This is a genomic window from Pseudomonas sp. PA-1-6B (genome assembly GCF_021609545.1).
Classification (GTDB): Bacteria; Pseudomonadota; Gammaproteobacteria; order Pseudomonadales; family Pseudomonadaceae; genus Aquipseudomonas; species Aquipseudomonas fluorescens_BV.
Genome location: NZ_WJZM01000022.1, coordinates 42421 through 66400, shown reverse-complemented (window position 1 = coordinate 66400; position 23980 = coordinate 42421). Strand labels below are relative to the sequence as shown.

General features: G+C 60.8%; 23 protein-coding genes and 1 pseudogene. 16 read left to right on the top strand and 8 right to left on the bottom strand.

The features are described from left to right. Window positions 1-46: 46 nt before the first annotated feature. A complete protein-coding gene (locus GIV35_RS12975) occupies window positions 47-304 on the bottom strand; it encodes a hypothetical protein (RefSeq protein ID WP_034127196.1) in 258 nt (85 codons plus the stop codon). A 157-nt stretch (window positions 305-461) separates the two neighbouring features. Between GIV35_RS12975 and GIV35_RS12970 the strand changes: the two genes are divergently transcribed. The 4 genes from GIV35_RS12970 to GIV35_RS12955 all read left to right on the top strand — a co-directional run bounded on the left by GIV35_RS12970 (window position 462) and on the right by GIV35_RS12955 (window position 4176). After that, the gene (locus GIV35_RS12970; RefSeq protein WP_105226292.1) at window positions 462-938 is read left to right on the top strand and encodes a PaaI family thioesterase; all 477 of its coding nucleotides are present in this window, start codon (window positions 462-464) and stop codon (window positions 936-938) included. Further along, on the top strand, window positions 935-1387 hold the full coding sequence (locus GIV35_RS12965) for a PaaI family thioesterase (RefSeq protein WP_054898383.1): 453 nt from the start codon (window positions 935-937) through the stop codon (window positions 1385-1387). Before GIV35_RS12970 ends, GIV35_RS12965 begins: the two co-directional genes overlap by 4 nt. Before the next feature lie 89 nt (window positions 1388-1476). Continuing rightward, window positions 1477-3381: a molecular chaperone HtpG gene (htpG, locus tag GIV35_RS12960; RefSeq protein WP_236264500.1), complete on the top strand. Its 1905-nt coding sequence runs from the start codon at window positions 1477-1479 to the stop codon at window positions 3379-3381. A gap of 66 nt (window positions 3382-3447) precedes the next feature. Continuing rightward, window positions 3448-4176 (top strand): dienelactone hydrolase family protein, encoded by a 729-nt coding sequence (locus GIV35_RS12955; protein ID WP_105226293.1) that lies wholly within the window; start codon window positions 3448-3450, stop codon window positions 4174-4176. Window positions 4177-4274: 98 nt separating this feature from the next. Here the strand turns inward: GIV35_RS12955 and GIV35_RS12950 are convergent, their stop codons facing one another. Further along, complete coding sequence (locus tag GIV35_RS12950; RefSeq protein WP_054899020.1) at window positions 4275-5141, bottom strand: pirin family protein; 867 nt, start codon at window positions 5139-5141, stop codon at window positions 4275-4277. Between the two features lie 62 nt (window positions 5142-5203). Then, window positions 5204-5620, bottom strand: coding sequence for an OsmC family protein (locus GIV35_RS12945; RefSeq protein ID WP_034127200.1), 417 nt, complete (start codon window positions 5618-5620; stop codon window positions 5204-5206). Between the two features lie 139 nt (window positions 5621-5759). Between GIV35_RS12945 and GIV35_RS12940 the strand changes: the two genes are divergently transcribed. From GIV35_RS12940 to GIV35_RS27500, 3 genes and pseudogenes are all read left to right on the top strand, one after another. After that, window positions 5760-6782: an amidohydrolase family protein gene (locus GIV35_RS12940; RefSeq protein ID WP_198715456.1), complete on the top strand. Its 1023-nt coding sequence runs from the start codon at window positions 5760-5762 to the stop codon at window positions 6780-6782. Between the two features lie 96 nt (window positions 6783-6878). Then, window positions 6879-7649 (top strand): annotated as a pseudogene (locus tag GIV35_RS27505) (MCP four helix bundle domain-containing protein); the annotation flags it as partial. Further along, the gene (locus tag GIV35_RS27500; RefSeq protein ID WP_404942496.1) at window positions 7641-8504 is read left to right on the top strand and encodes a methyl-accepting chemotaxis protein; all 864 of its coding nucleotides are present in this window, start codon (window positions 7641-7643) and stop codon (window positions 8502-8504) included. The pseudogene GIV35_RS27505 and the gene GIV35_RS27500, both read left to right, overlap by 9 nt. A gap of 185 nt (window positions 8505-8689) precedes the next feature. Here the strand turns inward: GIV35_RS27500 and fabB are convergent, their stop codons facing one another. The 5 genes from fabB to GIV35_RS12910 form a co-directional block, all read right to left on the bottom strand. Continuing rightward, window positions 8690-9910, bottom strand: coding sequence for a beta-ketoacyl-ACP synthase I (fabB, locus tag GIV35_RS12930; RefSeq protein ID WP_003190033.1), 1221 nt, complete (start codon window positions 9908-9910; stop codon window positions 8690-8692). Window positions 9911-9921: 11 nt separating this feature from the next. Next, window positions 9922-10437, bottom strand: coding sequence for a 3-hydroxyacyl-[acyl-carrier-protein] dehydratase FabA (fabA, locus tag GIV35_RS12925; RefSeq protein ID WP_003190035.1), 516 nt, complete (start codon window positions 10435-10437; stop codon window positions 9922-9924). A gap of 249 nt (window positions 10438-10686) precedes the next feature. Beyond that, the gene (locus tag GIV35_RS12920) at window positions 10687-12588 is read right to left on the bottom strand and encodes an ATP-binding protein (RefSeq protein ID WP_054899022.1); all 1902 of its coding nucleotides are present in this window, start codon (window positions 12586-12588) and stop codon (window positions 10687-10689) included. Next, complete coding sequence (locus GIV35_RS12915) at window positions 12585-13514, bottom strand: ABC transporter substrate-binding protein (protein WP_105226297.1); 930 nt, start codon at window positions 13512-13514, stop codon at window positions 12585-12587. The genes GIV35_RS12920 and GIV35_RS12915 overlap by 4 nt, the downstream gene beginning before the upstream one ends. A 1-nt stretch (window position 13515) precedes the next feature. Then, window positions 13516-15636 (bottom strand): TonB-dependent receptor plug domain-containing protein, encoded by a 2121-nt coding sequence (locus tag GIV35_RS12910; RefSeq protein WP_202691398.1) that lies wholly within the window; start codon window positions 15634-15636, stop codon window positions 13516-13518. 193 nt (window positions 15637-15829) lie between these two features. Between GIV35_RS12910 and GIV35_RS12905 the strand changes: the two genes are divergently transcribed. The 9 genes from GIV35_RS12905 (at window position 15830) to GIV35_RS12865 (ending at window position 23927) form a co-directional block, all read left to right on the top strand. Then, on the top strand, window positions 15830-16855 hold the full coding sequence (locus GIV35_RS12905) for an NAD(P)H-dependent glycerol-3-phosphate dehydrogenase (protein WP_116667546.1): 1026 nt from the start codon (window positions 15830-15832) through the stop codon (window positions 16853-16855). A gap of 10 nt (window positions 16856-16865) precedes the next feature. Beyond that, window positions 16866-17213, top strand: a complete 348-nt coding sequence (locus GIV35_RS12900; protein WP_198715458.1) for a DUF4389 domain-containing protein — start codon at window positions 16866-16868, stop codon at window positions 17211-17213. After that, entirely contained in the window at window positions 17210-17659 is a 450-nt protein-coding gene (sixA, locus tag GIV35_RS12895; protein WP_200648984.1) for a phosphohistidine phosphatase SixA, read from the top strand. Before GIV35_RS12900 ends, sixA begins: the two co-directional genes overlap by 4 nt. Window positions 17660-17989: 330 nt before the next feature. Next, complete coding sequence (locus GIV35_RS12890; RefSeq protein ID WP_236264499.1) at window positions 17990-19642, top strand: AMP-binding protein; 1653 nt, start codon at window positions 17990-17992, stop codon at window positions 19640-19642. A gap of 30 nt (window positions 19643-19672) precedes the next feature. Beyond that, entirely contained in the window at window positions 19673-20116 is a 444-nt protein-coding gene (locus GIV35_RS12885) for a hotdog fold thioesterase (RefSeq protein ID WP_014717751.1), read from the top strand. 98 nt (window positions 20117-20214) lie between these two features. Beyond that, window positions 20215-21018 (top strand): alpha/beta fold hydrolase, encoded by an 804-nt coding sequence (locus tag GIV35_RS12880; protein ID WP_057976723.1) that lies wholly within the window; start codon window positions 20215-20217, stop codon window positions 21016-21018. After that, window positions 21015-21869 (top strand): alpha/beta hydrolase, encoded by an 855-nt coding sequence (locus tag GIV35_RS12875; RefSeq protein ID WP_198716236.1) that lies wholly within the window; start codon window positions 21015-21017, stop codon window positions 21867-21869. Before GIV35_RS12880 ends, GIV35_RS12875 begins: the two co-directional genes overlap by 4 nt. A gap of 102 nt (window positions 21870-21971) precedes the next feature. Continuing rightward, complete coding sequence (locus tag GIV35_RS12870; RefSeq protein WP_105226305.1) at window positions 21972-22790, top strand: DUF4892 domain-containing protein; 819 nt, start codon at window positions 21972-21974, stop codon at window positions 22788-22790. Window positions 22791-22862: 72 nt separating this feature from the next. Continuing rightward, entirely contained in the window at window positions 22863-23927 is a 1065-nt protein-coding gene (locus tag GIV35_RS12865; protein WP_105226306.1) for an AI-2E family transporter, read from the top strand. The last annotated feature ends 53 nt before the right edge of the window (window positions 23928-23980 follow it).

Genomic DNA, 23980 nt, shown 5'->3' with positions numbered 1-23980 from the left:
GTCAGCGGGCTTTCTTTTTGCTGCAATACAGCTTTAAACCCTGCGATTACTGCTTGGCAGGTTCTGCAGGTGCGGCAGGTGCAGCTTCTTTTGCAGCCGCTTCGTTCGATTCGGCCTGAGCTTTGGCAGCTTCGGCGTTTTCTTTCGCAGCGTCGTTCACTTTATCCTGTGCTTTAGCCATATCTTGCTGAGCTTGCTCAGCATGTGCAGCAGCGTCTTGGGCTTTGTCTTCGGATTTCTTGTCGCAGGCAGCCAGACCGAGAGCAGCGGCCAGCATCATGGAAATAGCTAATGTCTTACGCATGGGGTGTTTCTCCTTATTGAAGATATCTACTGGCCTTTCGAACCCAAGGGGCCAGCATTAGTTCCTTATGTCCCACAGATATATAGCATGTTTCGTACAGGAACTTTACCCAGTCATTCCCATCCGCCGAATTCACACTAATAAGAGTCTAAACACAATGACCGAAAACCCTTTGTTGGAGCGTGCCGTGCGCTTCGTTTCGGCCCTGCGCCATTGCCAGGTGCTGGGTGTGGCGGTGCATGAAGCCAGCGAGGAGGGCATGACCCTCGTACTGCCTTATGGGCCGCATATTGTCGGTGATCCCCTGACCGGGGTGATCCACGGCGGCGCGCTGACCTCCTTGATGGACACCGCTTGCGGCATGGCGACCCTGTGCGTATTGCCCGAGTTCGAGGTGTGCCCCACCCTGGACCTGCGTATCGACTACATGCATCCCGCCGAACCCCATAAGCCGGTGTATGGCTTCGCGCAATGCTACCGGGTCACCACCGACGTGATCTTCACCCGTGGCGTTGCTTATCAGGATGACCCGCAACAACCTATCGCCCATGTGGTAGGCACGTTCATGCGCATGGGCAAGCGCCTCAAAGGCACCCAAGGCTTGGGCACTGTCATCAAGGGAGAACAGGCATGACGCATCGGTTCAAGACGCGCCTGGAGCAAGCCCTCGACCGTGGCAACTACGATGCGCTGCTCGAGCTGGTGCCCTATGCCAGACTGATCGGCATCGAATGCACCCGCCTGGGGGATGAGTTGCTGTTTCGCCTGCCGGCCAGCAAGGACAATATTGGTAACCCCATATTGCCAGCGTTGCATGGCGGGGTGATCGCCGGCTTCATGGAGCTGGCAGCCGCCATGCACCTGCTGGTGTTCACTGGCGCTCCGGGCCTGCCGAAAATCATCGACTTCTCCCTGGATTACCTGCGCGCCGGCCAGTTTCGGGACACTTATGCCAAGTGTCAGGTATGGCGCCAGGGCCGGCGCGTGGCCAACGTGGCGATTACCGCCTGGCAGAGCACACCGGCCGAACCGATTGCCACTGCCCGGGCACATTTCAAAATTGAGGAATTGGTTCGCCCTTGAAATCCTGGTCTTAGTCCCCAACTTTGATGACAACCCGCCGCCAACCCTCAAGGGCGCGGCCAATGCCATCCAATTGGAGTTTGATGACCATGAGTGTGGAAACTCAAAAGGAAACCCTGGGCTTCCAGACCGAGGTGAAGCAACTGCTGCACCTCATGATCCATTCGCTGTATTCCAACAAGGAAATTTTCCTTCGCGAATTGATCTCGAACGCCTCTGACGCTGTCGATAAATTACGTTTCGAAGCCCTGTCCAAGCCTGAGTTGCTGGAAGGCGGCGCGGAACTCAAGATCCGTGTGAGCTACGACAAAGACGCCAAGACCGTCACCCTCGAAGACAACGGTATCGGCATGAGCCGTGACGATGCGATCACCCACCTGGGGACCATCGCCAAGTCCGGCACCGCAGATTTCATGAAGAACCTGTCGGGCGACCAGAAAAAAGACTCTCACCTGATCGGCCAATTCGGCGTGGGCTTCTATTCGGCCTTCATCGTCGCCGACAAGGTTGAAGTATTCAGCCGCCGCGCCGGCGTTGACGCCAGCGAGGGCGTGCACTGGGCTTCCAAGGGCGAGGGCGAATTTGAAATCGCCACTATCGACAAGGCTGACCGTGGCACGCGCATCGTGCTGCACCTGAAAGCCGGTGAAGACGAATTCGCCGATGGCTGGCGCCTGCGCAACATCATCAAGAAGTATTCCGACCACATCGCGTTGCCGATCGAGTTGCCCAAGGAACAGACCGTTGCCGAAGGCGAAGAAGCTCCCGCGGTGGAGTGGGAAACCGTCAACCGCGCCAGCGCCCTGTGGACCCGTCCGCGTACCGAGATCAAGGACGAGGAATACCAGGAGTTCTACAAGCACATCGGGCACGACTACGAGAACCCGCTGAGCTGGAGCCACAACAAGGTTGAAGGCAAGCTCGAATACAGCTCGCTGCTCTACGTACCGGCCCGTGCTCCGTTCGACCTGTACCAGCGCGAGGCGCCAAAAGGCCTGAAGCTGTACGTGCAGCGCGTGTTCGTAATGGACCAGGCGGAATCCTTCCTGCCGCTGTACCTGCGCTTTATTAAAGGTGTGGTCGACTCCAACGACCTGTCGCTGAACGTGTCGCGGGAAATCCTGCAGAAAGACCCGATCATCGATTCCATGAAGTCGGCGCTGACCAAGCGCGTACTCGACATGCTGGAAAAGTTGGCGAAGAACGAGCCTGAGCAATACAAGAGCTTCTGGAAAAACTTCGGCCAGGTCATGAAAGAAGGCCCGGCGGAAGATTTTGCCAACAAGGAAAAGATTGCCGGTTTGCTGCGTTTTGCCTCGACTCAGGGTGAAGACGGCGAGCAGGCTGTGTCCCTGGCTGACTACCTGGCACGTGCCAAGGAAGGTCAGGACAAGATCTACTACCTGACCGGCGAAACCTACGCCCAGGTCAAGAACAGCCCGCACCTGGAAGTCTTCCGCAAGAAAGGCATCGAAGTGCTGCTGCTGACCGACCGCATCGATGAGTGGCTGATGAGCTACCTCACCGAGTTCGACGGCAAAACCTTCGTCGACGTGGCCCGTGGTGACCTGGACCTGGGTAACCTGGACTCCGAAGAAGAGAAGAAAGAAGCCGAAGAAGTCGCCAAGTCCAAAGAGGGCCTGGTTGAGCGCATCAAGGCTTCCCTGGGCGAAGCGGTGAGTGAAGTGCGGGTTTCCCACCGCCTGACCGATTCCCCGGCGATCCTGGCCATCGGCGAGCAGGACCTGGGCATGCAAATGCGCCAGATCCTCGAAGCCAGCGGCCAGAAAGTGCCGGATTCCAAGCCGATCTTCGAGTTCAACCCATCTCACCCGTTGATCGAGAAACTCGATGGCGAGCAGAGCGAAGAGCGGTTTGGCGACCTGTCGCACATCCTCTTCGACCAGGCCGCCCTGGCAGCCGGCGACAGCTTGAAGGACCCGGCCGCGTATGTGCGCCGACTGAACAAGCTGTTGGTTGAATTGTCGGTTTAACACCGTTGTAGAAAAACCCGCTTCGGCGGGTTTTTTCGTTTGTGCGCACCTCAACTGGAGTGAATCATGAGCCAAGTCATTGTACGTTCCGTGGTCTATCAGATTGATGGCCAGTCTTATGAAAGCCGTCTGGCATTCGATGCCAGCCACAAGGGCCCGTTGCCGGGACTGCTGATGGCGCCGAACTGGATGGGCGTGAGTGCGGGGGCCGAAGAGATCGCGCAGGCCGTTGCCGGCAAAGGCTACGTGGTGCTGATTGCCGACCTCTACGGGCAAAACGTACGTCCTTCAAATGGCGATGAAGCGGGCGCGGCGATGATGCCGTTGAAGAATGATCGCCCGTTGCTGAACAAGCGCATGCAAGCCGCCTTCGAGCAACTGCAAGGCCAGACTGAAGCCGCAGTGGACACATCGAAACTGGCCACCTTCGGCTTCTGCTTTGGCGGTTGCTGCTCCCTGGAGCTGGCCCGTACCGGCGCGCCGCTGAAGGCTGCCGTGTCGTTCCATGGCACTCTGGATACACCGAACCCCGCAGACGCGAAAAACATCAAGGGTTCAGTGCTGGTGCTGCATGGCGCCTCGGACCCGTTGGTACCCAAAGAGCAATTGCCGGCGTTCGAAGATGAAATGAACGCGGCGGGTGTGGATTGGCAGTTGCTCAGTTACGGCGGCGCGGTGCATTCCTTCACTGACCCCCATGCCAATGTGCCGGGCAAGATGATGTACGACGCCAAGACCGCCGCACGGGCTTTCCAGTCGATGCATAACTTGTTGGATGAAGTGTTCAAAGGCTGATGCTTCGGCGCCTGTTCGGGCCTTTTCGCGAGCAAGCCCGCTCCCACATTTCGATCTGTGAACGCAGTCAAATGTGGGAGCGGGCTTGCTCGCGAATGCTATCTAACAGGCAACTCGATTCTTTCTGACTCCCCCGGCACAGTGGGCCAATCCCCAGCCGCCCAACGCTGTCTCGCCTGCTCGATCACAGCCGGGTCGCTCGCCACAAAATTCCAGTTGATCCGCCGTGGCCCATCCAGCGGTGCCCCGCCAAATACCATCAGGTGGCAATCACTCTCGGCATACAGAGTCATCTCCTGCCCAGTCGGCAATACCACCAAGCTGTTGACCTCCAGGGCTTCACCGTCCAATTGCACCTCACCCTCCAGCACATACACCGCACGTTCCTCATGTTCATCCGGAATCAACAGGGTGGTGGCGGTTTGCATCTGTACCTCGGCATACAGCGTCGGCGACAGCACCGGCACCGGTGATCTGAGGCAAAAACCATCACCGGCGATCAAACGCACCTGCACGCCGAGGTTATCGCTTATCGGCAAACTTGCGGCTGGGTGATGGCTGTAGTGTCCGGGCCCGGTCTCGTGGTCCTTGGGCGAGGCCAGCCACACCTGCAGGCCATGCAGGTTGAAACCCCTGGCCTTGACCGCTTCAGGTGTGCGCTCGACGTGGGCAATCGCGCTGCCGGCGGTCATCCAGCTGACATCGCCGGCTTGCACCACCTGGTCCGAGCCAAGGCTGTCTTTATGCTGCAAGGTGCCTTCAAACAGGTAGGTGAGGGTGGACAGGCCGATGTGGGGATGCTGGCGGATATTCATGCCGTTACCCGGTGCGTAGCGGGTCGGCAGCATATGGTCGAAAAACACAAAGGGCCCGACGCTGCGGCATTCACGCGAGGGCAGGGGCCGCAGGATAGGCTGGCCTTCTACATCTTCGGGGCGAGGGCGAATCACGGTGAGGGTGGTCATGGGCATCCCAGTCTGAGCGGGTTGGATGCTTTGAGCATAACCCGCTCGATGGGAAGTTGGGGCTATTGGCTGAAGGCGCCTTCCGACAATTTCGTCTCGATAGTGACTTCGGCGGTGGTCATCAGCTTATGTACCGGGCACTTATCGGCCACGCGATGCAGTTCATCGCGCTGGGCGTCAGTGAGTACGCCCTTGAGGGTCAGCTTGACGTTGAGCTTGTATTTACCCTTTTGCTCTTCGTCGCTGTCGTGAGTGACCTCCACGGTCACGCCGGTCAGCGGGATATCTTTTTTCTGCGCGTAGAGCCTTACGGTCAAGGCTTTGCACGACGCCAGCGCAGCATCGAAATAATCGTGGGGGGAGGGCGCCGAGTCGTCACCGCCCAGGCTCTTGGGCAGGTCGGTAAACAGCTCGTGATTATTGATATTCACGCTGTGACGGAAGTTTTCAGCGTTCAGCGTATTAACGGTAACAGGCATGGCAAACCTCATAAGGGCGCAGGATGAAGGTCATGCAGTTATAGAGCATGCTGGCACCCCAGTGTTCCGGTTTTTTCCATGCTGAACCCTGAAGGCTGGCGCAAGGTCTACCCGTATCAACCCTTATTGAGGTTTTACCGTGTCTGGAGCCCGCCTGAGTCTTGCCTTGTTGCTCGCCGCCAGCAGCCTTGTCGCGCAGGCCCGTGACTATGCCTACAGCGACGCGCACCTGCACTACGTGGATTTTTTCCAGGAAACCGCTGGCATGGACAAGCTGCTCAAGGCCATGGCGGACAACCGCATTGAACACGTCATGATTTCCGGGATTCCCGTGGCCAAGAAATGGCACGAAGACGAGCCCAAGCGCCCGCGCTACTACGCCGGTGACGACGCCGATGCCTATTGGTACAGCGCCACGGATGTGATCGTCGCGGCGGCGGTCAATAAACTTTCCCCCGAGCAACGCCAGCACTTTCATCCCTTTCTCGCCGGTTTCAATCCCAACGACAAGAACTCTGCAGCCCATATCCAGCGCATGCTCGACCTCAACCCAGGGCTGTGGCAGGGCATCGGTGAAGTGTTCACCCGGCACGATGACCTTACCGCCCTGACATCCGGTGACACCCCGCGCGCCAATAACGAAGCCATGACGCGCATCTATCACCTGGCGGCCGAAAACGACCTGCCGGTGCTGCTGCACTCCAACATCACCTCCAAACGTGAGCGCAACCCGCTGTACCTGGCGGAAGTCGAACAGCCGTTACGCAATCACCCGCACACGCGTTTTATCTGGGCCCATGCCGGTACCAGCAAGGAAATTCACCGTCATCAGGTGCAGATGGACTTTTTGTTGCCTACCCTGACGCGCCTGCTTGAGGCGTACCCCAACCTGTATATCGACCTGTCCTGGAGCATGCTCACGCCCTATCTGCTGGATGACGCCGGCAAGCCACGGCCGCAATGGGTTGCGCTGGTGGAGCGCTTCCCGGATCGCTTCATGCTCGGCTCCGATGTTGTGGGGCGCTTCAATAAGTTGGGCAAGGAGATGCGCCGTTTCGATCCTTTCCTCGATGCGTTGCCCGAAGACGTTGCCTACAAGGTTGCGCGCGACAATTTCCTGGCCATCCTGCCCAAGCCGTCTCGCGATGGCGACGCGCGTTGATATCGCGTTTTGATCTTATGCCAATGACCTGAGGTGCCGATAACGTCCAAGAGACCCGCTGCAGGTGGATGCAGTACTTTTGGAAGGAACCCTGGCATGAATATCCGCAGTTTGAATATCGCCCCTCGCGCCGGCCTGGGCTTTGGTGTGCTGGCGTTGATGGTGTTCGTCTTGGGCGGCTTTGCCCTGTTGCAGATGGCCAATATGCGCCAGCAGTCGGACCAGGTGGAGACCAATTGGCTGCCCAGCGTGATGGCGGTGGGGGAGATGAACCAGGATGTGTTGCGCATTCGGGCGCTGACGTTGCGCTTGCTGGTCAACCGCGACCCCCAGGCGGTGGCGCAGAACGAGCAGAAAATTGCCGAGATCAAAACCGGTTTGCACCACGCTGAAGGCGTTTACGAGGCATTGATCGTCTTGCCTGAGGAGCGCGTGCTGTTTGATCGCTTCAAGGTCGAGGAGCAGCAGTACCTGCAACGCCAGGAGCAGGTGGTGGGCTTATCCAAGGCCAATCGGCTGGAGGAGGCCATTGCGGTGGTCAATGGCGAAATGAATCAGATGGCTGACCAGATGGCCGTGACGCTGCGTGAGTTGGTCAATCTGAACAAGTCCAGCGCCAACGAGGCCGCCCGGCTGGCACAGCAGGTGTTCAGCCAGTCGCGGGTCTGGGTGATGGTCATGATTGGCGTCACGGCGTTGATCACGATTGGCCTGGCGGTGTGGCTGACGCGCAGCATCGTGCTGCCGCTGGCACAGTCGTTGAAAGTGGCCCAGGGCGTTGCCAGTGGCGACTTGACGGGCGACATCAGGCTCAGTGGCAGCGACGAGCCGGCGCGCTTGCAACAGGCGCTCAAGCGCATGCAGGAGAGCTTGCGCGACACTATCCGGCGCATCTCAGAATCGTCGAACCAATTGGCGTCGGCTTCCGAAGAGCTCAGTTGCGTCACCGAGGATGCGACCCGTGGTTTGCACCAGCAGAACCAGGAAATCGAACAGGCGGCCACGGCAGTCAATCAGATGACGGTGGCGGTGGAGGAGGTGGCGAGCAATGCCGTGGCCACGTCCCAGGCGTCTCGCGAATCCGACCGGATTGCCCAGCAAGGGCGTGAGCAGGTGCAGCAGACGGTGGTGTCGATTGAAGCCCTCGCGACCGATGTGACCGCCAATGTGACCCAGGTCGAAGCGCTGGCGCAAAAGGTCTATGGCATCAGCACAGTGCTGGATGTGATTCGCTCGATTGCCGAGCAAACCAACTTGCTGGCACTGAACGCGGCGATTGAAGCGGCGCGAGCGGGGGATGCCGGGCGCGGGTTTGCGGTGGTAGCCGATGAGGTGCGGGCCTTGGCCCATCGCACGCAACAGTCGACCCAGGAAATCGAGCAGATGATCAGCGGGATTCAGCAGGGCACCGACCAGGCTGTCAGCTCGATGCAGCAGAGCAATACACGGGCGCGCTCCACACTGGATATCGCCAAATCGGCGGGCATGGCCCTGGAAGAGATTGCCTCGGCATTCACCTTGATCAACGAACGCAACCTGGTAATTGCCAGCGCGTCGGAGCAACAGGCAGCGGTGGCTCGGGAGGTGGATCGTAACCTGATGAATATCCGCGACCTGGCGCACCAGACATCGACCGGGGCTAACCAGACCAGTGCAGCGAGTCAGGAGTTGTCGCGGTTGGCGGTGGATCTGAATTCGATGGTGGCGCGGTTTTCGGTGTAGGGCGGGGAACCGGGGCGGCCCAGCCGCAGGCAAGCCAGCTCCCACACTGGACCGTATTCCTTCAGGATGAACGCGGTCGAATGTGGGAGCTGGCTTGCCTGCGATGAAGGCGACGCGGTTTCAAATCAAAGCGCAAAAAAAGCCCCGAACCAGTCGGGGCTTTTTCGTGTGATCAACCTGCGGGCTTACTTGCCCTGCCAGCGCTTGAGTACCAAGGTGGCATTGGTGCCACCGAAGCCAAAGCTGTTGCTCATCACGGTGTCGATCTTGGCGTTTTCAACGGTCTTGGTCAGGATTGGCATATCGGCCACAACCGGATCAATCTCGTCGATGTTGGCCGAGCCGGCCATGAAGTTGCCTTCCATCATCAGCAGGCAATAGATCGCTTCGTGAACGCCAGCGGCGCCCAGGGAGTGACCCGACAGGCTCTTGGTGGAGCTGATCTTCGGAGCCTTGTCGCCAAATACCGCGCGCACGCCTTCCATTTCCTTGGCATCGCCGACCGGGGTCGAAGTGCCGTGGGTGTTCAGGTAGTCGATTGGGGTGTCGACGGTGGACATTGCCATCTGCATGCAGCGGATGGCGCCTTCACCGCTTGGCGCAACCATGTCGTAGCCGTCGGACGTCGCGCCGTAGCCGACGATTTCCGCGTAGATCTTGGCACCACGGGCCAGGGCGTGTTCCAGCTCCTCGACCACCACCATGCCACCACCACCGGCGATGACGAAACCGTCACGCTTGGCGTCGTAGGCACGGGAGGCTTTTTCCGGGGTTTCGTTGTACTGGGTGGACAAGGCACCCATGGCGTCGAACAGGAAAGACTGGCTCCAATGCTCTTCTTCACCGCCGCCGGCGAACACGATGTCCTGCTTGCCCAGTTGGATCTGCTCAACGGCAGTCCCGATGCAGTGGGCGCTGGTGGCGCATGCGGAGGAGATCGAGTAGTTCACGCCCTTGATCTGGAACGGCGTAGCCAGGCAGGCGGAAACGGTGCTGCCCATGGTCCGCGTGACACGGTAAGGGCCGACGCGCTTCACGCCTTTTTCGCGCAGGATGTCCAGCGCTTCCATCTGGTTGAGGGTCGATGCGCCGCCGGAGCCGGCGATCAGGCCGGTGCGTACGTTCGAAACCTGGTCTTCGCTCAGGCCGGAGTCGGCGATCGCGTCTTTCATGGCCAGGTAGGCGTAAGCGGCAGCGTGGCCGACGAAGCGATAGATCTTGCGATCGATCAGTTCTTCGAGGGGCAGGTCAATGGAGCCGGAAACCTGGCTACGCAGACCCATTTCGGCATATTCCGGGTTGAAGCGGATGCCAGGGCGACTTGCACGCAGGTTAGCGGTGACGGTCTCTTTGTCATTGCCCAGGCAAGAAACGATGCCCAGACCAGTGATAACGACGCGGCGCATGCGGATAACCCTTAAAAGTTGTCAGTGGAAGTGAATACGCCGACCCGAAGGCCTTCGGCAGTATAGATCTCGCGACCGTCGACAGTCACCGAACCGTCGGCGATGGCCAGGTTCAGCTTGCCCTTGAGGACGCGCTTGATTTGAATGTTGTAGGTGACTTTCTTGGCGCTCGGCAGTACCTGGCCAAAGAACTTCACTTCGCCCGAACCCAGGGCGCGACCGCGGCCCGGCAGGCCTTGCCAGCCCAGGTAGAAGCCGACCAGTTGCCACATGGCGTCAAGGCCCAGGCAACCTGGCATCACAGGGTCGCCTTCGAAGTGGCAAGCGAAGAACCACAGGTCAGGGGTGATATCCAGCTCGGCGACCAATTCACCTTTGCCGTACTTGCCACCCTCTTCGCTGATATGGGTGATGCGATCCACCATCAGCATGTTCGGGGCGGGCAGTTGCGCGTTACCTGGGCCGAACAGCTCACCGCGACTGCAGCGCAGCAGGTCTTCCCGAGTAAAGGCGTTTTGTTTGGTCATGCGAGCTCCTCAATAATCCCATGCGGCAGGGTAGGGCAAATCTTCCCGAACCGAATGAAGCGTTCATGCCTCATAGCGGCAGCCTACACATAGACTATTGCGTTGTAGTGAAAGTCACAGCGGCAAGGCACTGAATGTACACTTGTTCACTGAAATTTTAAACCGGGCCTGTTTATCAGCCCGTTCGGGTGCCTAAGACTGCCGCACTTTCGTCTTTCACGCCAGTCGCAGTTGGCTGATGGCGCGGCGCTATTGCACCCAGCGCTGCAGGATTTGCTGCAAATCCGTGCGTTTGAACGGCTTGGCCAGGTAATCGTTCATTCCGGCTGCCAGGCAGGCTTCGCGATCGCCCTGCAAGGCGTTGGCCGTCAGGGCGATGATGGGCAGATCGGCGCAACCGGGTAGTTGGCGAATCTGCCGTGTGGCTTCGTAGCCGTCGATCAAGGGCAGGCGACAATCCATCAGGATAGCGGTGAAAATCAGGCTCTCGGCGCTGCGGATCGCTTCGGCGCCGTCCGTGGCCAGGCTGACTTCAAAGCCCAGGCTGCGCAGCATCGCTTCGACCACGGTGCGGTTGACCGGGTTGTCCTCTACCAACAGCACATGGCGCCCATCGCCGGCGCTGGCTTTGCCAAGCGCGTCAGGTGCGGTGACCGGCGCATGCTGCTGGTCAATGGCCAGCGGAATCTCCAAGGTGAACACTGAACCTCGACCTTCTTCGCTCTGGGCGCGCAAGGTGCCACCCATACGTTCGGCCAGGGTGCGCGCAATCGGCAGGCCCAGGCCCGTGCCACCGTAACGCCTGGAAATGGAGCTGTCTGCCTGCTGGAATGCATCGAACATCAAATCCAGGCGTTCGGCGGAAATACCGATACCGCTGTCGCGTACGGTGCAGGTGAACCACACCAACTCATGGTCCAGGGTTTGCCAGTGGGGCTCCACGGTCACGCTGCCATGTTCGGTAAATTTCAATGCATTGCCGATCAGGTTCACCAGAATCTGGCGGATCCGCGTCGGGTCGCCGCGCACACGCAGAGCCTCCATGCCCATGGGAATGGGCAGTTCCAGGCTCAGCCCGCGCTGCTGGGCGCTGTGCTGGAAAGCCTGGGCGCAGCTGTTGATCAGATCGGCCAGGTTGAACGGAATATGTTCCAGTTCCAGGGCGGCGCGTTCAATGCGTGAGAAATCGAGGATGTCATTGATCACCTTGAGCAAATGCTCGGTGGACTCGCACGCCAGCGCCGCGTACTCGGTCTGCTCCTCGGTCATCTCCGTGGTTTCCAGCAGTTGCAGCATGCCCAGCACGCCGTTCATGGGCGTGCGCAGTTCGTGGCTCATCATCGCCAGAAAATCCGACTTGGCGTTGTTCGCCCGCTCGGCTTCTTCACGGGTCTGGATCAACTGGGCCATGGCTTGTTGCTGTTCGCGACTGGCCTGTTGAAGGCCCTCGGCCAGGTTGTTGATATGCCGCGAGAGGTCGCCCAATTCCGAGTCATCGACGATGGGCAGTGGCGTCTTGTAATCGCCTTGCTGGATGGCCTTGACCGCGTGCCCCATGGCGCTGATCGGCTGTGACAGGCTGGCCGACAAGCGTCGCGCCAGCAGGAAGGTAAACAGCAGGGCAAACAGCGCCAGTACCCCTGCCTTGAACAGGATTTCCTGCTGGCGCTGGCTGAAGGCGTCGTTGGACATGCCCACAATCACCCGCCCCAGGTAGTCCGCGCGGGGGGCCTTGGGTTCGCTGAGGTTGTCCTGGAAAAAGTCATTGTTGAGCTGGATGTGTTGCAGGCGGATCGGTGCCTGGAACACCTTCACCGACAGCGAACGGTCATGCCGCTCGGACGGCTGCTCCACATACACCAAAATGTTCTCGGCGCTGTCCTGGATCTCCAGGAAGCGCACATGGGGTGTGGCCAAGGTCGCACGCAGCAGGGTTTCAAGCACATCGTTGTTGCCGGAAATCACGCCGTACTCGGTGGCAGGCGCCAGCTGGTTGGCGATCAATTGACCGGTGTGGTCCAGCTCCTGGCGCAAGTCCTGGATGCGCACGAAGGTGAAGAAGGTGATGAGCAGCAGGGTCAACAGCAGCGCAGGGCCCAGGGTAATGAGCTGGGTGCGGGTGTTGATATCCCAACGACGGCGCAAGGTCATGGGCGTTGTTCTCCTTCGGCCAGGCGGGCGGCAACGGCGATTTCATCGACCTGTTCGATGCCCAGTGAGCGCGCGACTTGTGGGTTGCCCACGACTTTGAAGTACTGCGGGTAGAGCGTGCTGGGCCAACTGGCCGGCGGCTGGTCCAGCAGTTGGTCCAGTACCGCGAGCCAGTCGGATTGATCGCTGTAGGTGCTGGCCAGGCTGCCGGCCCGCACAAACCCAGCGTTGGGCCCCACCAACGGCAGTTGTTGGGCGTAGCTGCTCAGCAACAGGTTTTTTACGGTCTTGGGGTTGTACAGCTGCGGATCGTCGAGGCCCAGTAGCACGTCGCTGTTTTTGAACAGGGTTTGCAGTGGGCGACTGTCGCTGGTGTTGTCCCAGAGCTGGGGCATGATTTCCAGGCCCATGGGTTTGGCGAACTGGATCAGTTCGCGCAGCAGGAACTCGCTATCGACGCCGTACAGCACGCCGACGCGCCGGGCCTGGGGCAGGATATTGGCGATCAGGCGCAACTGACGTTCCAGCGGCGGGTCGCTCCATAGCAGACTGATTTTTGCCGGGTGCAAGTTGCCCAGGCGTTGTCGGGCCTGCAGACGGCTGATGCGCAGCACCAGGGTTGGTGGCCCCTGAGCATCCTGCAGGCGCCAGTCCAGACTCGGCAGGTCAAGGAGAATCAGGCGTGTGCTGGCAGGCAGGTGACTGGGCGCTGGCAACTGCTTGAGTGGCGTGAAGCTCACCTGGTCTTCGGGGCGTTGTTGGGCAAGGGCCTGGGTAAAGGCGCGCACGCCGGTGCTGTCTTCGGCGGCCGTCAGCAGGATGTTTGCGCTCCACGCCGGCGCCGCCAGCAACAGGCACGCGAGCAGCAGGGCGCGGCGCCAAAACCGTGAAGCCAAGAAGAGGGTCATCCGTGACTGGTCGGCCATGTCAGAAGTCCAGCTCGGCGCTGAAGTAGAGAACGTGGCGATGGTCGTAGTTGTTGTCGGCCCAGGTGGTGGGCTGGTCATCCAGGCGTTGCTGCAACATGCCCGCCAGCTCCACATTGGCTTTGCCTACGGCAATGCGCTTGGCCACCCGCAGGTCGACCCGCTGGAAGCGATATTGGTTGAGTGCGTCGTCGCCATAGTAGAACAAGGCGCTGGACCAACCCTGGCCCCACTCACGCAGCCAACCGGCCGAGCCACTGTTACGCGCGGTTTGCGCTTTGTCCAGCGGGTTGCTGGAGGTGGCGTCTACATAAGCATAGGTCAGGCGCAGGCGGTCGGCGTTACTCACGCGCCAGTCGAACTGCGACTCGGCACCGCTAAAGCGCGAGCTGTTGGCGTTGCTGGCGATGTATTGGTTGTTGCGCAGCGGCGAGCTGATCATGTCGGTGATTTCGTCATAGAACAGCTTCACGTCGACATTCAGCCCCAGCTCGGCAAAGAAGCCGTTGTAGCCTAGCTCGCGCGAGCGCATCAACTCTTTGTCGAGGTTACCGGGGCCGCGCGTCACGACAAAATATTGACCGGCGTTTTGCCCGTAGGTCGGGGAGCTGAGATTGGTGACGCGGTAGCTCCAATTGACGTTGTTCTCGAACATGTCCGGCGAGCGGATTGCCTCGGAGTACACCGCACGCAAGCCGTGGCGGGGATTGATCAGGTAATTGACCGCCACACGCGGCGTGAGCGAGTTGCCGCTCAGGTGGGTGTCTTCGTACATGGCGCCACCTTGCAGCAGCCAGTGCTCGCTGGCGCGCCATTCCAGGTGGCCGAACAGGCGCCAGGTGGTGTCGTCCAGGGTGCCATTGAAGTAGGTTTCGGAGTCGGCGCGGTCATAGCGGTAATTCATGCCGCTGACCAGGCGCAGGCTGTCGGAGAGGCTGAGCGTGTCCTGGATCTCCACGTCGTAGCGGCTTTCGCGGGTGCTTTGGTCGATATCGCCGCACACGCTTTGGTTGGCACCGTTGCGCCACTGGTCCAGCACCTGGTTGGCCAAGGCCTGTTCGGCGGCGTTACCCGGTGGGGCGGAGCCTTGGCTGTAGGTGTCCATGTGCCGTGCCAGCAATTCGGCATAGTTGGGGTTGAGCTGCCATAGCTGGGTCAGTTCAGGGCTGAACGAGGCCTTGGCGTCACAGGCTTTCCAGATTTGCTTGCGGTCCCATTGCTGTGCCGAGCCCTGGATATACAGGCTGTGGTCGGGGTTGAAGTCGAAGTTCCAGCGCAGGGACCCTGCGTAGTCCTTGGCGGTGACATCAGAATTGGTGCCGCCTTCGGTAATTCCGGCAAACACCGGGGTGTAGGTATAAGGGCGCTGGTTGGTGCCTTCCTTGACGTTCAGTTGCCAATCGAGACTTTGTTGCGCGTTCAAGGCCTGGCTCACCGCCAGGCTGAAACGGTTGAGGCGACGCCCGTCACGGCGGTCGGCGCCGACCGCGTCGCTGTCAAAACCATCGTCCTGTTGCCCGGACAGAGACAAGCGCAAATTGCCGGTCTCCCAGCCCACACCCTGGCTGGCATAGAAGTCATTGATGCCACGCTCACCACGGATGACCTTTACCCGCGAGCCGTGGCTGTTGGCTGGCGAGCGGGTGAGAATATTCACCACCGCCATCAGCGCATTGGCACCGTAGCTGACGGTGTTGGGGCCGCGAAAGACTTCGATGCGCTCGATGTCCTCCATGGCCACCGGGATATCGCTCCAATCCACCGTGGCCAGGCCGGCGCGATAGACCGAGCGACCGTCGATCAGCACCTGCATGCGCCGTGCGTCACTGGCGCTGGTGCCATGGTAATTCACCGACGCCTGGTTGCCGCTGGTGTAGCCGACCATCATCCCCGGGACCAGCCGCAGCAGTTCCGAGATGTCCCGGGCGCCGCTGGCCTTGATCAGCTCACTGTCGATCACCGTCATGCTGCCGGGCACGGCGGCGGCCGATTGCTTGAGGCGCGTGGCGGTCAAGACCTGGGGCAGCGGCTGGCTGTCGAGGAACAGATCGTCGGCCTGCGCGCAGGTAGCACACAACAGCAGCAACAATAATGATGAGCGAGGAGGAGGGCCCAGATACACGGCACGGCCTTGTTAATTGCGGATAGCCGCCCATGTTAACCGAGGTGCGGCTGTTTGCCAGTCGTCGGACTTGCATTTACTTCGCACGCCTCTGGCATTTTCTGACTCGCGCGAATTGATACGGGGGCTGGCCGCAAGCGGGGCGCCCCGTATAATGCCGCCATCGCCACTGGTATGGATTAACGGATTGCATATGACTGAACAGCGCCCTATTGCGGTCCTGGGAGGCGGAAGTTTTGGTACCGCCGTGGCTAACCTGCTGGCCGAGAACGGTCACGCGGTGCGCCAGTGGATGCGCGATCCCGAGCAGGCCGAAGCCATTCGCGTGCATCGCGAAAACCCTCGTTACCTTAAAGGTATCAAGATTCATCCCGCCGTCGAGCCGGTGACCGACCTGCTGGAAACCCTCACGGCCTGCGACCTGTGCTTTGTCGCGCTGCCTTCCAGCGCCTTGCGCTCGGTACTGGCGCCACACGCTGAACGCTTGGCCGGCAAGTTACTGGTCAGCCTGACCAAGGGCATCGAAGCCCATACTTTCAAGTTGATGAGTGAAATCCTCACCGAAATTGCCCCTCAGGCACGCATTGGCGTGCTGTCCGGGCCAAACCTTGCACGGGAAGTCGCCGAGCACGCGTTGACCGCCACCGTGGTCGCCAGTGAAGACGAGGCTTTGTGCGAGCGCGTCCAGGCCGTGCTGCACGGCCGTACCTTCCGGGTCTACGCCAGCGCCGATCGCTTCGGCGTCGAATTGGGCGGGGCCTTGAAAAACGTCTACGCGATCATTGCTGGCATGGCCGTGGCCCTGGGCATGGGCGAAAACACCAAGAGCATGCTGATTACCCGCGCACTGGCCGAGATGACACGTTTTGCGGTGAACCAGGGCGCCAACCCGATGACCTTCCTCGGCCTGGCGGGCGTGGGGGACTTGATCGTCACCTGTTCTTCGCCCAAAAGCCGCAACTACCAGGTCGGGTTCGCCTTAGGCCAAGGGCTGAGCCTGGAGGAAGCGGTGACGCGTCTGGGCGAAGTGGCCGAGGGGGTCAACACCCTCAAGGTCTTGAAGGCCAAGGCCCAGGAAGTGGGCGTGTACATGCCGCTGGTCGCCGGCCTGCATGCGATCCTGTTCGAAGGGCGCACCCTGAACCAGGTCATCGAGTTGCTGATGCGGGCCGAGCCCAAGACCGATGTCGACTTTATTTCCACCAGTGGTTTCAACTGAGGAACGCGTCATGAACGATCCCAAAGCTGCCCCCCAATACGAGTCGATTGGCTTGCGCATCCTGTGGATGCTGGTGTTTGTGCTGGTGTGGCAGGTAGCCCAATTCCTGCTCGGTGCGCTGGTGGTGGTGCAATTGATTTACCGGCTGATCTACGGCGCACCGAACCTGGGCCTGATGAACTTTGGCGACAGCCTCAGCCAGTTCCTGGCGCAGATTGGCCGCTTCGGCAGCTTCCACACCGAACAAAAGCCCTGGCCGTTCGCCGATTGGCCAACCCCGCGCGCGCCCGAAGGCGAAGCGGCCCACAGCGTACCGCCGGCACCGCACCCGGTGCGTGATGAAGAGCCGAAGCTATGAAGGTATGGATTCTGCGTCACGGCGAGGCCCAAGCGCATGCGCGCACGGACGCTGAACGCAACCTTACCGAGCATGGGCGTGCTGAAGTATTGCGCAGTGCTACGCACCTGATTGGCCAGCCCTTGGGCGCCATCATTGCCAGCCCTTATGTTAGGGCGCAGCAGACGGCGCAGTTGGTGCGCGATGTGCTGGGGTTTGAGCCTGAGATCCGCACGGTGCCGTGGCTGACGCCCGATGGGGATGTCCAGCGAGTGCTGGAGAAACTCGATACCGATGACAACGTGCTGTTGGTTAGCCACCAACCGCTGGTGGGTAGCCTGATCAGTTTTCTGCAGCATGGGCACCAGCGCCAGCCACAGCCGATGTACACGGCCAGTTTGGCGGAGCTTGAGGGTGATTTTCCGTTGGCGGGGTTGATGAGTCTGGTGGATGTGAAGAATCCCTAGGCATCGTGCGACGCTGTGGCGAGGGAGCTTGCTCCCGCGACGGCCTGCCAGCCGACACCTATCTCGCTGACGCCCGCGATCCAATTGTGGGAGCTGGCTTGCCTGCGATGACGGCATCCCTGCCGGTTTACCCCCCACTCCCTGTCGAATTACGGCCAGCGTGGTTTGATGGGGCGCCTAAGATCAAAAGCAGATCAAGATCAAGAGCAGATCAAGAGCGTCTCGCTTCGCATCGTGGTTAGCGGCAGGCCGTTTCCTTCGTCTGTGCTATACAGTCAACCAAGCAAGTGCTTGGTTGGCTGTATCTCGGATCACAAAGGAGCGCGTCCCATGCCTGTCGCTTTTCGTTTGCCGTTGCAGGTCTTCTTCGAGCGTGAAGCGCGGCACCCGCGCAAAGTCTTCCTCGTTCAGCCCATCGGCGGCGGTGAGGTGCAGGCCCTCACCTGGGGCGAGGTCGGCCACCAGGCCCGTTGCGCCGCGCACTGGCTGCGTGCGCGGGAGTTGCCCCAGGGTTCGCACATTGCCTTGATTTCAAAAAACTGCGCCCACTGGATCATCGCCGACCTGGCGATCTGGATGGCCGGGCACGTGTCGGTGCCGCTTTATCCCAACCTCACCGCGGACTCAGTCGCCCATGTGCTGACCCATTCGCAGGCGCGGTTGGCGCTGATCGGCAAGCTGGATGATTGGTCGGCAATGGCGCCTGGCGTTCCTGCGGATGTGCCGACTGTCAGCCTGCCGCTGTGCCCTCCTGAAGAGACTTTCGATTTCACTTGGGCGGACCTGCAAGCCTGTTTACCGATCCAGGACAACCCGCTACCGGATGCCGCCAGCCTGGCCACTATCATCTACACCTCCGGTACGACCGGCCTGCCTAAAGGGGTGATGCACAGTTTCGGCGCCTTGGGGTTTGCTGCCTCGGGCGGTACTGAGCTGTTTGGCCTCGGGGAGGGCGACCGGTTGCTGTCGTACCTGCCGCTATGCCATGTGGCGGAGCGGATGTTTGTAGAAATGGCTTCGATCTATACCGGGCAAACCGTTTTTTTCGCCGAGAGCCTGGAAACCTTCCTCACCGATCTGCGCAGGGCGCGGCCGACGGCCTTGTTTGGCGTGCCGCGCATCTGGACCAAATTCCAACTGGGCGTCTACGCCAAAATCCCGGAAAAACGCCTCGATACTCTGTTACGCCTGCCTTTCATCGGCAAACGCGTCGGCCATAAAATTCTCGCCGGCCTGGGGCTGGATGCGCTGCGCATCGCCCTGTCCGGCGCCGCGCCGGTGCCCGAGGCGTTGCTGCGTTGGTATCAGCGCCTGGGCCTGGATGTGCTGGAGGTGTACGGCATGACCGAAAACTGCGGCTATTCCCATGTGTGTCGCCCAGGTGGGCAAACGCTCGGTTGGATCGGCCAGCCCTGCCCAGGCGTGCAAGTGCGTATCGACCCGTCAGGCGAAGTGCAGGTACGCAGTGGCGCGACCATGCTGGGCTATTTCAAGGACCCGCAGAAAACCGCGGACACGCTCACCGCAGATGGCTTCCTGCGTACGGGTGACAAGGGCGAGCAGGACGCGGACGGTCGCCTGCGCCTGACCGGACGTCTCAAGGAAATTTTCAAGACCAGCAAAGGCAAATACGTAGCCCCGGCGCCGATTGAAAACCGCCTGGCCGAACATGCACGTATTGAACAGGTGTGTGTGGTCGGCGAGGGGCTCAGCGCGCCGATCGGGCTGTGCGTGTTGTCGGCACCCGGCGAGGACCGCCAAGCTCTCGGCAGCGGCCTTGAGCGCTGGCTGGCACAGGTGAACGCGGGCCTGGACAAGCATGAACGCATGGGGCACTTGGTGGTGGTGAAAGACCACTGGGCGGTGGAAAATGGTTTTCTCACGCCGACCTTGAAGATCAAACGCAACGTGATCGAGTCGACGTACGGGCCACAATTGCAAGCATGGAGCGCGCGCGCCGAAACCGTTCTGTGGCAGGATTAGGGTCGTAATAAAACCAACAAGGACAACCGTATGAGCCTGTGGCGTACCCAACCGAATATCGAACACCTCAACGCGATCCAGAAAAACACCATCGGTGAAATGCTGGATATTCGTTTCGAAAGCTTCGACGACGAATCCCTTACCGCCAGTATGGTGGTCGACCACCGCACCCATCAGCCCTACGGCCTGCTGCACGGCGGCGCCTCGGTGGTGCTGGCCGAAAGTGTCGGCTCCATGGCCGCCTACTTGTGCATTGATGCAAGCAAGTTCTATTGCGTGGGCCTGGAGGTCAACGCCAACCACCTTCGCGGCGTGCGCAGCGGCCGGGTAACTGCGGTGGCCAAGGCTATTCATATCGGGCGTACCACCCAGGTGTGGGACATCCGCCTGAGCAGCGACGAGGGCAAGGCCAGTTGTGTCTCGCGCCTGACCATGGCCGTGGTGCCGCTGGGTGAACAACCGCCGGCGCGATAGCGCGTGGCGTGAGTGTCATCATTCCTGGCAGTTACAGTCATTGCTGTAGGGGCCGGGCATGGTGACAATCCCCCTCTGTTTTTGTTGATGGAACCTGTATGTCGCAGCACGTGTTTTTTACCCACGCCAATGGCTTCCCTTCGGCCACCTACGGCAAGCTGTTTGCCGCCCTGGCCCCGGAATATGCGGTGGCCCATCTGCCACAGCACGGTCACGACCCCAGGTTCCCGGTGGATGATAACTGGCAGAACCTGGTGGACGAGCTGATCCATCATCTGGAGCAGCAGCCAGAGCCTGTATGGGGCGTGGGCCATTCCCTGGGTGGCGTGCTGCATTTACACGCGGCCATGCGCTGCCCGCAACTGTACCGGGGCGTGGTGATGCTGGATTCGCCGGTGCTCACCCGCGCAGACCGCTGGGTGATCCGCGCTGCCAAGCGCTTTGGTTTTATCGACCGCCTCACCCCGGCTGGGCGCACGCTTGGCCGGCGCGAAGAATTCACCGACCTGGACACCGCGCGCAGCTATTTCGCCGGCAAGACCCTGTTCCGTGGCTTTGATCCCGATTGCTTTGACGCGTACCTGCAACATGGCCTGCAGCAAGTGGGCGACCGCCTGCGCCTGCGGTTCGACCCTGCCACCGAAATCAGCATCTATCGCGGCGTGCCCCACACCAGCCCGGGCCAGGTGCGCCAGTTGAAGGTGCCGCTGGCCGTGGTGCGTGGCCGCCAGAGCCGGGTGGTGATGCGTCACCATGCCAGCGGTGTCGACCGCTTGCCCATGGGCGAAATGCTCACCATGCCCGGCGGCCATATGTTTCCCCTCGAACGCCCTCAGGACACTGCTGCCTTGATCAAGACCCTGTTCGCCCGCTGGCAGGCCCGTGAGCGCAGTTGCGCATGAGTACGCCCGTCGAAGAGGTACGCCTGAGCCTGCCGCACATCGAACTGGCCGCGCATCTGTTCGGGCCCGAGGACGGTCTGCCGGTAATTGCCCTCCATGGTTGGCTGGACAACGCCAACAGCTTTGCGCGCCTGGCGCCCAGGCTGCGAGGGTTGCGCATCGTCGCTCTGGACATGGCGGGGCATGGGCATTCGGCGCACCGCCCGGCTGGCGCCGGTTATGCCTTGTGGGATTACGTCTACGACGTGCTGCAGGTGGCTGAGCAACTGGGCTGGAAACGTTTTGCATTACTTGGCCACTCCCTGGGCGCCATCGTCTCTCTGGTAGTGGCCGGGGCCTTGCCGGAGCGGGTGACACACCTGGGCCTGATTGACGGCGTGATCCCACCGACCGCCAGCGGCGAGAACGCGGCCGAGCGCCTGGGCATGGCGTTGCAGGCGCAATTGAGCCTGCAGGACAAGCGCAAGCCGGTCTACAACAGCCTTGATCGAGCGGTCGAGGCGCGGATGAAAGGCGTGGTGGCGGTCAGCCGTGAAGCGGCGCAGCTCCTGGCCCAGCGCGGTTTGATGCCCGTACCGGGCGGTTACACCTGGCGCAGCGATAGCCGCCTGACCCTGGCGTCGCCGATGCGCCTGACCGACGAACAAGCCATGGCCTTCGTGCGAAGGGTAGGGTGCCCTACCCAGTTGGTGGTCGCGGCTGACGGCATGCTGGCGAAACATTCCGAATTGCTTTCTCAGCTACCCTTCACGGTTACCACGCTGCCAGGCGGCCATCATTTACACCTGAATGACGAGCCCGGTGCGGCTCTTGTTGCAGACTGTTTCAATCGGTTCTTCTCCACGCCTTGACTTGGCGGGGTCAACTGCCGAGGCTGGGCGGATTGAAAGGGAGTCAACCATGAACACACTCGATATCGCTGTGACCAACATTGGCCAGGGCTCACTGATCCGATGAGCCTGGGTAAAGGACGTATCCGTGCCCTTGGCCTTTGCTGTTTCAGCCCCCTGGTATTTGCCGCCGATCTGCCCGGCAGCCAGGATCTACCGGCGGTAGCCCGCCAGGTTGATGCGCAAATCGTCGATTACCGCCCCGCTGAAGACAAGGAACGCATCTACCCCATGGGCGCGATCCGCAAGATCAGCGGCCAGTTGCGTTATGAAGGCCAGGCCATCGCACGCGGCCCAGCCACTGCAATCACCTATGAATTGCCCGCCGAACACAGCTCCAGCGCCGCCTTTACCGCAACGCGCGAAGCCTTGCAGGCCAAGGGGGCGCAGTTGTTGTTCTGGTGCAAGGCCCGCGATTGTGGCGAAAGCAGCCTGTGGGCCAACGAAGTGTTTGGCAACGCCAAGCTGGTGGGCGCTGACGGCCAACAGGAATACCTGCTGCTACGCCTGGCCGCCCCGCAGGACAATTCCCTGATCGCGTTGTACGGCATCACCCGTGGTAACCGCCGCGCCTACCTGCATGTGGAGCAACTCGACGCCAGCGCGCCCTTGGGCGAGCTGCTGCCCACCTCGGCCACCCTGCTGCGTGAACTCAAAAGCACCGGCGAGCTGGATTTTCCCGCGCTGGTTGCCAAGCCGGATGACACCTGGCTGACCTTGATATCCCGAGCCTTGAACCTCGACACCACCCTGCGCGTGAGCCTGAGCGGGCCGCAGGCCGAGGCCTGGCGCCAGGCGCTGGTGGAGAAGGGCGTGCGCACCGCCCGTCTGGAAACCGGCACCGGTGAAACCCAAGGGCTGCATCTGCATCTGATACGCTAAGCACCACAGGGCGAACGGACCCGCGCCGTTCGCCTAAGCTCTCTTTCTACAGCCTTCTTTTCGAGATACCCGATGCTCAATAACGATCGCCTGCTGGTGCAAATCCTGCTGCTGGTGCTGTTTGGTGCCAGCTTCTGGGTCATGGCGCCGTTCTGGTCGGCGCTGTTCTGGGGCGCGGTGCTGGCATTTGCCAGCTGGCCGCTGATGCGTTTGCTCACCCGTTGGCTCGGCGGCCGAGAATCCCTGGCCGCTGGCATCCTGACGTTGGGCTGGATGTTGCTGGTGGCGGTGCCATTGGTATGGCTGGGGTTCAACCTGGCTGACCATGTGCGTGATGCGGTGGCGCTGATCAAGGACATCCAGGTCGACGGCTTGCCCGAGGCGCCGACCTGGTTGGGGTCGATCCCCTTCGTAGGCGAGCGCCTGGTGGCGACCTGGGACAGCATTGATCAACAAGGCGCGGCGCTGATGGTGAGCATCAAGCCGTACCTGGGTCAGGTCGGCAATTGGTTGTTGGCGCGCAGTGCGCAAATTGGCGGCGGCATTCTTGAGCTGACCCTGAGCCTGGTCTTCGTGTTCTTTTTCTACCGTGACGGGCCGCGCCTGGCGATGTTTGTGCACCGCCTGTTGGAGCGCCTGATTGGCGAGCGCGCTGGCTATTACATCGAACTGGTGGCCGGCACGGTGCAGCGGGTGGTCAATGGTGTGATCGGCACCGCTGCGGCCCAGGCGCTGCTGGCGCTGATCGGCTTTCTAATCGCTGGCGTACCGGGCGCGCTGGTGCTGGGTATCGTGACTTTCCTGCTCAGCCTTATTCCCATGGGGCCGCCGCTGGTGTGGATTCCGGCCACGGCGTGGCTGGTGTGGAAGGGCGATTACACCTACGCGGTATTCCTGGGCGTGTGGGGCACGTTCGTGATCAGCGGCGTGGATAACGTGCTCAAGCCGTACCTGATCAGCCGTGGCGGCAACCTGCCGTTGGTGATTGTGCTGTTGGGTGTGTTTGGTGGGTTGATAGCGTTCGGATTTATCGGCCTGTTTATTGGCCCGACGTTGCTGGCGGTGGCCTACAGCCTGTTGACAGACTGGAGCGCGAGCCAGGCGCAAGTGCGTCGTGAAGACAAACCCTGTAACTGATGGGTGTACCTAACTGTGGTGCGCCGCAGTACTTGTGGGAGCTGGCTTGCCTG